Annotated in this window: 8 protein-coding genes and 1 pseudogene; 5 read left to right on the forward strand and 4 right to left on the reverse strand. The window is 52.1% G+C overall.

The annotated features are described in order from the left end of the window. Positions 1–696: 696 nt before the first annotated feature. The gene (locus HMPREF2792_RS00885) at positions 697–2,961 is read left to right on the forward strand and encodes a DEAD/DEAH box helicase (protein ID WP_070530117.1); all 2,265 of its coding nucleotides are present in this window, start codon (positions 697–699) and stop codon (positions 2,959–2,961) included. A 180-nt stretch (positions 2,962–3,141) separates the two neighbouring features. Further along, positions 3,142–3,255: pseudogene (locus tag HMPREF2792_RS13410) on the forward strand (IS110 family transposase); the annotation flags it as partial. Positions 3,256–3,369: 114 nt separating this feature from the next. On the opposite strand, the gene HMPREF2792_RS00890 reads toward HMPREF2792_RS13410, so the two are convergent. The 3 genes from HMPREF2792_RS00890 to HMPREF2792_RS00900 all read right to left on the reverse strand — a co-directional run bounded on the left by HMPREF2792_RS00890 (position 3,370) and on the right by HMPREF2792_RS00900 (position 5,802). Further along, a complete protein-coding gene (locus HMPREF2792_RS00890; RefSeq protein WP_070530120.1) occupies positions 3,370–4,452 on the reverse strand; it encodes a DUF262 domain-containing protein in 1,083 nt (360 codons plus the stop codon). Then, entirely contained in the window at positions 4,452–5,276 is an 825-nt protein-coding gene (locus HMPREF2792_RS12530; protein ID WP_158011567.1) for an FRG domain-containing protein, read from the reverse strand. Before HMPREF2792_RS12530 ends, HMPREF2792_RS00890 begins: the two co-directional genes overlap by 1 nt. Before the next feature lie 181 nt (positions 5,277–5,457). Next, on the reverse strand, positions 5,458–5,802 hold the full coding sequence (locus HMPREF2792_RS00900) for a hypothetical protein (RefSeq protein ID WP_070530123.1): 345 nt from the start codon (positions 5,800–5,802) through the stop codon (positions 5,458–5,460). Between the two features lie 575 nt (positions 5,803–6,377). Between HMPREF2792_RS00900 and HMPREF2792_RS00905 the strand changes: the two genes are divergently transcribed. From HMPREF2792_RS00905 to HMPREF2792_RS00915, 3 genes are all read left to right on the forward strand, one after another. Beyond that, entirely contained in the window at positions 6,378–6,710 is a 333-nt protein-coding gene (locus HMPREF2792_RS00905; protein ID WP_070530124.1) for a helix-turn-helix domain-containing protein, read from the forward strand. Continuing rightward, positions 6,703–7,506 carry an ImmA/IrrE family metallo-endopeptidase gene (locus HMPREF2792_RS00910; protein WP_070530127.1) on the forward strand — a complete coding sequence of 268 codons (804 nt, stop codon included), beginning with the start codon at positions 6,703–6,705 and terminating at the stop codon, positions 7,504–7,506. Before HMPREF2792_RS00905 ends, HMPREF2792_RS00910 begins: the two co-directional genes overlap by 8 nt. A gap of 351 nt (positions 7,507–7,857) precedes the next feature. Continuing rightward, positions 7,858–10,068, forward strand: a complete 2,211-nt coding sequence (locus HMPREF2792_RS00915; RefSeq protein WP_158011568.1) for an AAA family ATPase — start codon at positions 7,858–7,860, stop codon at positions 10,066–10,068. 240 nt (positions 10,069–10,308) lie between these two features. Here HMPREF2792_RS00915 and HMPREF2792_RS12925 read toward each other — a convergent pair whose 3' ends face one another. Further along, positions 10,309–10,599: a hypothetical protein gene (locus tag HMPREF2792_RS12925; protein WP_158011569.1), complete on the reverse strand. Its 291-nt coding sequence runs from the start codon at positions 10,597–10,599 to the stop codon at positions 10,309–10,311. Positions 10,600–10,792: the final 193 nt, after the last annotated feature.

The following is a 10,792-nucleotide window of genomic DNA, read 5'->3' on the forward strand; positions in this document are numbered from 1 at the left end:
CTCCATGTCCAAAAACCCTATGGACATAACATGGCTAGTCGAGTCTCACGGATGGTATACGGCGGTATTTAACAACCATAGGCCGGTTGACGTTTGCTTAAAACTGATTGGAATCACGGATTTGCGGAAGGGCCCACAAGCCAATTCCCCGACGATTAAGACTTCCCCTTCGTCGGGATAAACGGTCAAGCTAGACGACGGTTAAGAGCCGCGGACCAATTGGCAATCTCCCGTCCTAAGTACTCGACGTAGCGGCGACGGTCTTCCTCATCCATATCTTGGGCCTGAGTTACAGAAGTATTAATGTGGTCAGGTTTTGAAACGGTCGACTTTATCAAGTTAATCCCTCCTTTCCCTGCAGGGCACATACACCTGAAGCGTCTTTCACCTTTCAGTGAGACTCTTCTCAAGGACAACCGAATTGTGTGCGAATGACTAGAGGCCACCTCAACGCTCCACTTGCTGCGCCTGCCCCGCACACCTGTCAGAATCAAGGCTTGACTGTTAAATCACGCACTCCACCTCTGCACCTAGAAGGCCCTCCACAAAGCTCTGGAGCCTACGCGGCTCCAGGCGACAACGTTCCGGTGACCGGCTCGTCGTGCGATTATTCTAAGCAATACAACACCAAGCCGACAAGGCTTTTAGCCGCGCACCGTCCGATAAACTAGTTCCGACGCACAAGGAACACGCACCATGACTGAACAGGAACGCCTCCAAGCACTTGAAACTCGCGTTAGCGAATTGGAGTCCCAGGTGGCCCAATTACTGCAGGCCCTCGGTCATGCTCCTTCGCACCCTAGTACTGCAGAAACACCGCCGCCGGCGAACGTTCACTCTGAACACCGCTCACCGGAGGAGAAGATTGCGCTCTTCATGGATTACTTCACGGGGAGGACAGATGTCTACGCAGTGGCCAAAAATACTGCGGGAAAGAAGGCTTGGTACCCGGCTAGCAATGGCTACTATGACCGAAGAAATCCCGACCTAAAGCCTCTGACACCGAAGGTGATCGAAGGACATCTGCGCCGTGACAATCGCTTCCACGTTGGGCTTTATCCACTGTGCACAGATGACAGTTGCCGGCTGTTAGTCTGCGATTTTGATGATGACGACTTCAAGCCAGCCGCCCGCGCCTACGCGGAAGAATGCAAGAACCAGGGCCTCGTTCCACTCATAGAGGTATCGCGCTCTGGGAACGGAGCTCATGTGTGGGTATTCTTCGACGAACCTATTCCCGCCGGCCTCGCTCGGTCCGTGGGCATCGGGCTTCTTGCCAAGGCTAGCCCGGATTCCTACTTCTCCAGTTTCGACCGATTCTTTCCATCCCAAGACACGCTGCCGGCGAAAGGCCGTGGCTTCGGCAACCTGATTGCCCTCCCATTAGCAGGCCACCATCGATCCGAAGGCACAACAGTCTTCGTCGACAGTAATTTTCAACTTTTGCCAGACCAATTCGAGGCTTTGGCAAGTACGAAGAAGTCAACGCTTTCCGAGCTCAAGAGAATCTATGCTGCGCTTCAGCCTGATCCCGAGACATCCCTTCCTCAGGCACCCTCTCGCGAAGAGCTAAAGAAGCTCAGAGCCTCCGGAAAAGTCCACGTCACGCACGATTCACACGTCCACGTCGATTTATCAGGCGTCGACGCCACCACTCGTACGGCCCTGCGGCACTTAGGCGCTATTGCCAACCCGCAGTTTTATATAAAGCAGGCCCAGCGTTTCTCCACTTTCGGCACTCCACGGCTCATCGTACGTCTTGATGAGAAGGACCAAGTCCTCACGCTCGACCGCGGCACGCTCGATGACGTCGTCGACATCTTGAAGGCTGCCGGATATACCGTCACACGTCGCGGCCGCACACCCAAACCCCGACGCATCGATGCGTCATTTGCCGGCGAACTACGTTCCTACCAGCATTCAGCCGTCAAACAGATGCTCAAGCACAAGTCCGGAATGCTCATTTCTCCTCCTGGTACTGGAAAGACCGTCATGGCGTGTGCAATCATCGCCCAGCGTTCGGTCCCGACCGCAGTGATAGTTCCATCGAGGGAGCTAGCTACCCAATGGCGCCAAGCCCTCAAGCAGTTCCTCCCGGAAGCTCAGGTTGGACAATACTCAGGTTCCAAAAAGAAGCTCAGTGGAGAGATAGACATTGTCACTGCCCAATCCATTAGCCGTAGTGATTCCAAGACTGACTTTCTCTCCAGCTATGGCCACATCATCGTTGACGAATGCCACCGAGTCGGCGCTGCCGGATTAACCAACGTTCTAGCTCACCTCAATGTTCGTTTTATGCTCGGTATGACCGCGACGCCTTACCGCTCCGACGGTCTTGATAAGCTGCTTTCCCTCGTTTGCGGCCCTATCCGCCATACCGTCGAGCTCGAGCGCCCCGGACGCCGCGATTACGTAGTCCACAACACCGAGTTCACGTACGACTCCCCTTACCTGTTCTGGCCCGACCTCGACACCGCTCTGGCGGCGGATGAGGACCGCAACCGTCTCATCGCCGATGTCATCACACAAGCAGCGCAGGACGAGCACACGGTCCTCGTCCTGGTGAAACGACGCGAACACCTCGCTGCCCTCAACGCCCTGCTTGCCGACGCCCCCTTCCCCGTCCTTCAACTGCACGGCGGACAAAAAGCCAGCGAGAGGAAAGCCATCCGTGAACAGCTTGCCACCACACCACATTTCGTCCTTTTAGCCATGTCCCAGGTGGCCGGTGAAGGCATTGATCTTCCCGCGCTGGATACTCTTGTGCTGGCCGCACCAGTAAGCTTCCGCGGCGTTGTCATTCAGCAGGTAGGCCGAGTCACTCGCGATACCGATGACAAGGAGAACATCTCTGCCACCGTGCACGACTTTCTCGATGCCAACGTCCCTGCCCTCGCCTCGGCTTTCAGAAAGAGAAGCTCGACCATAGCCAAGCAGGGATTCACTCGCGTCAGCAGCTAGAGCCCCGTGCGTGACCAATTCCTACTCGATTAGGGGCCGCGTACAACGGAAATCCTCGCTGAACAGCAAGATGAATCGGAGCAGCACAGTGACTGAGTTTGTAATCACTTACAAACATCGCTCAGGTGAATCGAAATCGACATGTGCTACCCACCGAGTTGAGCTAAGCGCCAACTTTAACGCATCCACGCTGGCAATGCCAAAACTAATACCCGGGACGAATATATCATCGCCCCTGCTGCGAAGACCCTTCCGGAATCCCACCACAGTGTTGACCGCGTCGAAGAAGCCTTCCCCAATAGAAGCTATGCCATAGGGGAATTTGAGCAAGATTCACTGAAAGTCCTGAAAGTAGGAATTCAACCCAACAAATAGAGTGGAGTGACTAAATTATCTACCGCCGACTAACTACAGGAACGCCTCGGCGAGACACCTACCTTTCGGAATCGTTTGCTTCATACGTTGCTCAGCACTCTTACCCGAACTACTAAAATCGAGTTGATTCCTAACCCGCTCATAAAATTCCTTTGCTTCGATCTTGGGGGACGAATTCGAAGCGAACCAATTTCCCACCCCCAATGCGAGAATTTCAAATGCAGTAATCGAAAGGCGGTTAACTATAGTTCCATCTCTTTCAATCTTGAATATGTCCTCATTACGCGCGCATGCAAAATACTCGAACGTGGACTCAAATATCCTTTCGAGCTCTTCAAGTTTCTCGTCGTCATATTCGCACAAAGATATTACAAAATTATCCAATAGAGTCGTCAAGTACCCGCTTGAGGACAAGGCAGAAACATCCAAGGAGTGCAAAGCAAGAAATCGGAGGACCAGCTCCTGAGAATAAGCCTGCTTCTCCTCTTTTTCGCCAATCTTGACGGTCGCGTTGAAGGCCTGGTTTTCAGATAATTCGTTGACCCATTCAGCCACCGATGGACTTATCGATTGCAGCATTGCATTTCTAATTTCTTGGCCGCTCAACGCAGAACCTAAGCTGTTCAATCGCTGGAATAGATCAAACTTTGCACTAGCGTCAGACGCGCGTTCAATGATGGTTATGTCTATGCGAGATCGAAGGAGATCTCGCTTTTGGCCGTCTCCAAGCTGGAATTTTCCTTCATCTCCCCATGCGGCGCCTTCCAGAGCCGGAAGGTACTGAGTACCGCCCAACACTAGAGGTGGCTGGTCTGAAAGCAATCCCTGGAGCTGAAGCAAAGTGCTTATCCTTTGAAGGCCATCAATTACTTCCCACTTGCCGTCATCGTCAGTTGATACGAAAATTGGCGGAATAGGAATCCTGAGCAGGAAACTTTCAACCAATCGGGTACGTTGCTCCTGCTCCCATCGGAACAGCCTTTGGAAAGAAGGGCGAATGATGAGATCCCCTGATTCATAGAGCGATGACAATTCCCCGACCGACATCGAAAGCTTATCGGTGGAAATCTCACGACGCTTGTTTTGCAGTTGCTCTTCCAGTCGTTCAATACTCACTATTGACTCCAAAAATCATCGTCGATCTGATTGCAAATAGATTCCAAACCGGGATATATCAATGAACGAATATATCCAACTTGACTCAGTTCACGCTTAAGCTTTTTAGCTCCACCAGTAAAGGTAAATTTATACAAAATAGGAATTTCACTAGGCTGGGCATCTACTTGCTTTTCCAGACCTTCGGTGTTAGTACCGGCAACTGTAAAGACTCCTTGCTGTGCGCGAATTCTGTCATTGCTATGGGTAGCGTAGGCTGCTAGAGCGCTATCCTTCTTCATCGTTGAGCTCCTATTCTCGGGCGAGAGCGGAAGCCACCGCATTAGAGGAGATTCATGTGGGCGAATTGTAGTAGAATCAAATGTCGGAATTTCATTGTCGACCAAATCTGAGTGCACAATCGAGTTCCAGGCAGCCGGGCGCAACGCCCATATCGCGGGGCTTTTCTCGTCATTAAGCGACTGAGCACTAACCGAAAAATAGGCCGCTACCAGGAGATTTTCAGTCCAATCAAGTAGGCGTGTTGGAGCACCGTAATGCTGCATGTGAACAAGAAGCGCCGCATTTGACAGTTCGGAGTGTGAGGCAGGCAAGTACGGCATCGCTCGCTGACGGAACCTGGAGAGCATTAGCTGCTCTTCCCGCTCTAAAAAATCCTTGCCATCTACAACTTTCGGGTTTCTATATGCTTTGGGCACCAGTGAGTATGCACTGTCGGTCACACCCCGAAACCAAAACAATTCCCCTTCGGGCAATAATTGAATTGCAGCATCAACAAGTTCGGGGAGCGAGTCAACTCGTTCCACTTTAACTGACGACGTCAAGTAAACCCCTTTGTAAGTTATTGGACGGTAGCCCGAGCTTAAACTGCATGCACACGAGTCCAAGGCCTCTAGCTCAGAATATAGCACTGGCGAGATGGCTCAATCGGTTTTAATAGAAAATTCCATAGGCCGACCTAGGCTTTCCTTCCTAAGCCAAGATAGATTTCGATCTTCGGATACATTACGTATCGACAACCAAGGTCAAGACAACGTGCCCAAACCATGGGGCCACCAGGCACACTGCACACACCAAGAGAATTGCATTGCGCGGTGCGCACTCCTTGCCATTTAAGAACACACTGCTTGCCGCAGTGAAGAATCCATCCAGCCCAGTAAGCATTCCTGCGCCGACAGCAACGACCAAGAACACCAGGCCTGACAGCCCCATTACGTCGCTGATGGCTACCGCCGGCGGAACACCGACAGAATAAGCGCGTTCAAGCCATGGGTGCTCGGCGGCGCAATAGTTCAAGTTCGACGCGACGATGACCACCACCGCCACGATCATGAGCGCAACGACACCCAAGACATCAACCTCTTCTGGGACGGCCGCCCTGAGTGCTCATTGTGGAGAACAAGCAAACCTTCCTGGCACTTCCTGCGTTTGCCGACACCCCCAATCATCATCGCCATCCCTGGCCCCGGCACCGCCGCCCTCGCCTACCTCACCACCGAAGAGTGGCGTGCCCCCACTTGCCTTACATCAAAGGCAGGCTGTGCACCAAGCCGGAGCGAACTCTACTTGCGTATGCGAGTAATGCTCTTCAAAAGAGGCTCGGGCCAACTTTGCGGCACCAGCTGGCCAAGTAGGTTAGAAAAATGACCCTCACCTGCCAGTAGCCCCGGTGAGGGTCGAGCAGCTGTACACGTAGTAGGACTGCTCCTGCCAAGAATTATGCCCATTAAGCACAGCGCTAGTCAACGCCTGCTGGAGCGCCCAAAGTATTGCCCATTGTCGGCTGCGCATCGAGCAGGAGCGGATTCCGCTTTCTCATGCAAACACAGCGATCAGGGAAGCTTCCCCTGATCATCAGACGCCTCTGAATCACTTTGACTAAAACCTGATTCACGTGTTTAATCGAAGTCAACAAGGAGCACAAAATGAACATCCCCACTGACTTCGGCGAGCGCGTCCGCACGCAGCGTCAACTTCGCGGACTCAGCCAAAGAGAGCTCGCCGCCATGACCGATGAGATTCTGTCCCAGCCCACCCTGGCTCGCCTAGAGAAAGGCACTTCCACGCCAACTCTCCACCACATCATGGCCCTCGCGTGGGCGCTAGGTATCGACCCCGCTGAGCTTGTAGACGCCACCCCGCTCTCCCAGCGCGTGCGCGTTGCGGCCCGCGGCCACCAGGCCAAAGCCGAGGAAGCAACACAAACTCTTCTGCCTTTTCTCCAGCTACGAGTGAACCTGGATAGCGCACATGCCTAATTCAACGAGCCCCTCGAAACACGGTGTTGAACTGGCTGCTGATTTTCGCGCGAAACACAATCTCGGCGTAGAGCCAGTCGGTGATATTAACGATCTCATGAAGCTCGTCGATGCTGACTTCATCGTCCTCGACTTAACGGATGGCCTCGATGCACTGACTCTTCGCGATCCTGCTTCAGGTGCCTTAACCGTAGGGATTAACACGAGCAACAATCCTTTCCGCCAGCGTTTCACCGTCGCCCACGAAATCGGGCACATCGTGGCCGGGGACATCACGGAGGATGGCGCTTCCTTGCAATGTGACAAGACTCTGCCTTCCGAAACACGCGCAAACACCTTTGCGCGCTGCGTACTCTGCCCTGAAGAAGCGTTGCAAGAGCTGCCTCCGTACGCAGATGCGGAAGAGTTATTGTCTGCAGTTGTCCAACGATTCCAAGTCTCTCCGCATGTAGCAGCTATCCAGCTGCACCAAGCTGGACTTATTTCGAAAGAAACAAAGGAAGAGCTAAGGGATCACACCGCCAAGGGGCTTGCCTCCCGCTTCGGATGGAAAGCCTCGTATGACCACGCACGCAAGATTGCTGCTCTGCCGCGGGCTTCCGAAAGGCTCGTTGCCGATGCCTACAAGGCCTACTCCCAAGGACTCATCACCCTGTCAACCGTAGCGTTCGCCGAGCAGGTTAGCCCCGAGGAAGTAGCGGACTCAATGCACACCGCTCCACGTTCTGTCAGCCAGAATCTCACAGCTCAGCGCGATATAGAGGCAGACCTGGATGGCTTCTTCGCCAACGAGTAGGTTCGCCATGTCTAGATAGTTCATCGTTGCAGACACCAGCGTGTTGCTGGGTTTCATCTGCCCCAACGAGAAGGACCTGCTTCTCAAATTCGTAGGCGGTAATAGACGGACGTGCCCGCTGCCGTCAGCCACGAAGTGCGCAGAAAGCTAGAGGAGACTCGGTTTCAGTGAGGCGCCCGAGCGTGGGCATCACTCATTACTTATGTACACGTGCACGTGCTTGACGACGGCATGGATCGCCTTGTAGTTAAATTACGTGCGTAGCATACTCGAATCCGAGACACATTCCGGATAAATCCTTCCTCCTCAGATGTAGGGTGAAGTATTTCAGACAAGGAGAGGCTAAAACCGTTGCTTCGAGAAATTGACCTAAGCGAATTACACTGCTTTGCAGATGATCAAAAACTGGACGGCCTCACGCCCAATAGTTTCGTTTTTGCCCCCAACGGTTCCGGAAAGACATCGATCACGCGCTTACTTACCTCACCTAAAAGTGCATTAAAATGGGACCACTCTGCCCCTATTTCTCTAAGAGTGTTCAACTCAGACTTTCAACGCAAAGCGTTTGCAGATTCAGAACTCGAAGGAGTCTTTCTACTCGGCACCGACAGCATCAGACTCGAAGAACAACTTATCGAAGCTAGAGATGAAAGAAACCGACAAAATGACAGCCTTAATAAAAAGCGGGATGCCCTGACTCAAAAGAAATCCGAGTTAATCGAGCGAAAGAACCAACTGGGGAATACACTCAAAGATATCAGGAAATCTATCCCAAAAACTATCACCGAAGAATGGACAGGAAGTAAACGAGTCAAAAGCCTTATAGATAACTCATTAAAGAAATTTAATGGCACCTCCATCACTCCAGATTGGAACTCATTAGAGAACCAGGCCGCGCTCCTCTTTGACGAGGCTGCAGAAGAGTTCAACATTCCCCACCACCCAAACTTTTACCTCCCGCTTTTTGAGAATCTGCCAGTCCTTCTAGCAAAGCCACTAATTCCAGCTAAAGAGTTGCCATTATCAGAGCTTATATCAGACTTTAAACTCTTCGACTGGGTCGCAGAGGGCCAGGAGCACCGCACGGAAATGCGAAAGCATGAGGAAGACCGCTGCCCTTTCTGCCAACAAGAGCTACCTATCGGGTTTGACAAAGAGCTAGCCCTACTTTTCGATCATGAGTACGAGAAGGGGAAAGATAGAATTGAATCTTGCAGAACGGAGCTTGAACAGTTCAGCAACTCCATCATAAATTTCCTAGATGCCAATGACCACCAATTTAGACAGGTGGACACTGGCGGGATTTATCTTCAACAACGAGCTGAGTTCGAGCGTCACTTGGCAGAAGTTCGAGCCAAAGTGGCGCAAAAGATGCAAGAGCCAAGTCGAAAGATAGTCATAACAGGGCTTGAAGAAACAGTGTCGCGTTTTTCAGAGTTGCTGGAAGAATTCTACAAAGAGATGAGCCAGCGGAATGAGGTTCTGAAAAGAAAAGCACGAGAGCGCAAAATTTGGCTCGACCAAGTGTGGAACGCATTTGCAAACGGTTCGGCTTTTGACACTCTGAGTGACTATAAAAAATCTACTGACCAACTGGAAAAAGCGGTCTCCGGATTAGAAAAGCAAGTTACCCAGGCTGAGAAGTTTGTGAAAGACGCAGAAACAAAACTGAGGACCCTCGAAGCGAAAACGGTCTCCAGCGAGTCCACCATCACAAACATCAACAGCATGTTACAGAAGTGCCAATTCCACAGCTTCCGCCTAGCCAAATCGAAGCACAAGAAAGACGGTTATACTGTAGTCCGCAATGATGGCACCGCAATTGATCCCCTGACATTGAGCGAAGGGGAGCGGACTTTTATCACTTTCCTCTACTATTATCAGTCGCTCTCCTCAGTCCGCGGAAAAGATGAAACCGAGGATCTGATCGCAATCATTGATGACCCAATTTCGAGCTTGGACTATTCGATCATGTTTGTGGTGTCCAGTCTTATTCGAGCATTATTACAGGAAATCAGAGACAAAACTCATCCAAGAGTGAAGCAAGCCATTATTCTCACTCACAATCCTCGGTTCCACAACGAAGTAGCATATGGCCTCAATCAAGCTCGAAAGCAAAGCGTCAGTTTCTTTAGGATTAAGAAGCTCGCCCCGTCTCCGAATGAGATTCAGCGTTTCGGAACTACCAACCCAGTTCGGACCTCTTACCAAGAACTTTGGAAGGCTGTAGCAGATCTTGGAGACGGAAAGAATACTGACACTCCCGGGTGGCTTCCGAACACTCTCCGCCGAATTCTAGAAAGCTACTTCATAACCTTGGGCGGCGCCCCAGACCTCTACTCTTTAGGCGACGTCCTATCTAGTGGAGAGCAATCCGTACACAATGCTCTAATTGCTTGGACCCACCACGGCTCGCACGAGGTTATCGAATCTGATGATTTTGCTATCACTTCGGAGCCATGCGAAGTTTGGTTAAAAGCATTTAAACGTATATTCATCGATTCTGGTAACGGGGCTCATTACGAAATGATGCTTAAATCTTTTTCGTCTGACTCCCGTTAACCGGCTCTTCCGGTTTCGGAGTACGTAGTGAGCGAAAAAGACCACGACGGGTTAAGAGCGTCACCACAACATCTAGGCTCCCTGGTGTGGAGACGACAGTTCCTACGCACTCATCTGAACACCCCAAGGTCCGCATCGTGCAGCCGGGCCTGACCCCCGGAAAGTAGACACGCTGGGGATTCGGCCCGAATCCTCGCTGCCGCGTATGCCGATCAGGCCCCGCAATTTGCAAGCGTGTTTTTACAAAGTCACCCCGTGCTCCAAAATCAACTCCGCCGTCTCCTCCGGCGGCTCATCCTTCAACTGCCGACTCTTGATCGCCCACGACGCCAGCCCCAGCACAACCCAGACCACCAACGCGATGAGCGGAGCCGTTCCCAGCATGCCAGGCGAACCCGGAACGAAGAGCAGCGCCAAGAAAAGAACCCAATGGAGAGGATGCACCCAGCCAGCGCGAAGTACTCGTAAAACTTGTTCGGCCCAATTGGCTTGGGCATCCCGGGAACCTGTCCGGTACGCGCAATCTTCCATGCGCAGAAGCACGTATAGAAATACGCCACCGTAATGCCAGCACTGGACATATCGACGACCTGTTCAGAAGACTGAAATGGTAGCGGTGTGGTGAGTATCTGGTAGCGCCTGAGTGAGTATCCGGTAGCGGTGTCTTACTCAGGCGTTGTTGGTGGTTATGTGTTGGTGGTGAGGCGCATGTTTGGTCCTTCGA

The organism is Corynebacterium sp. HMSC068H04 (genome assembly GCF_001811255.1).
Classification (GTDB): domain Bacteria; phylum Actinomycetota; class Actinomycetes; order Mycobacteriales; family Mycobacteriaceae; genus Corynebacterium; species Corynebacterium hesseae.

Bases quoted from the DNA above. Each gene is read 5' to 3' on its own strand.
- HMPREF2792_RS00885 (WP_070530117.1), top strand. From the start codon at position 697: ATGACTGAACAGGAACGCCTCCAAGCACTTGAAACTCGCGTTAGCGAA.
- HMPREF2792_RS00905 (WP_070530124.1), top strand. From the start codon at position 6,378: ATGAACATCCCCACTGACTTCGGCGAGCGCGTCCGCACGCAGCGTCAA.
- HMPREF2792_RS00910 (WP_070530127.1), top strand. From the start codon at position 6,703: ATGCCTAATTCAACGAGCCCCTCGAAACACGGTGTTGAACTGGCTGCT.
- HMPREF2792_RS12925 (WP_158011569.1), bottom strand. From the start codon at position 10,599: ATGGAAGATTGCGCGTACCGGACAGGTTCCCGGGATGCCCAAGCCAAT.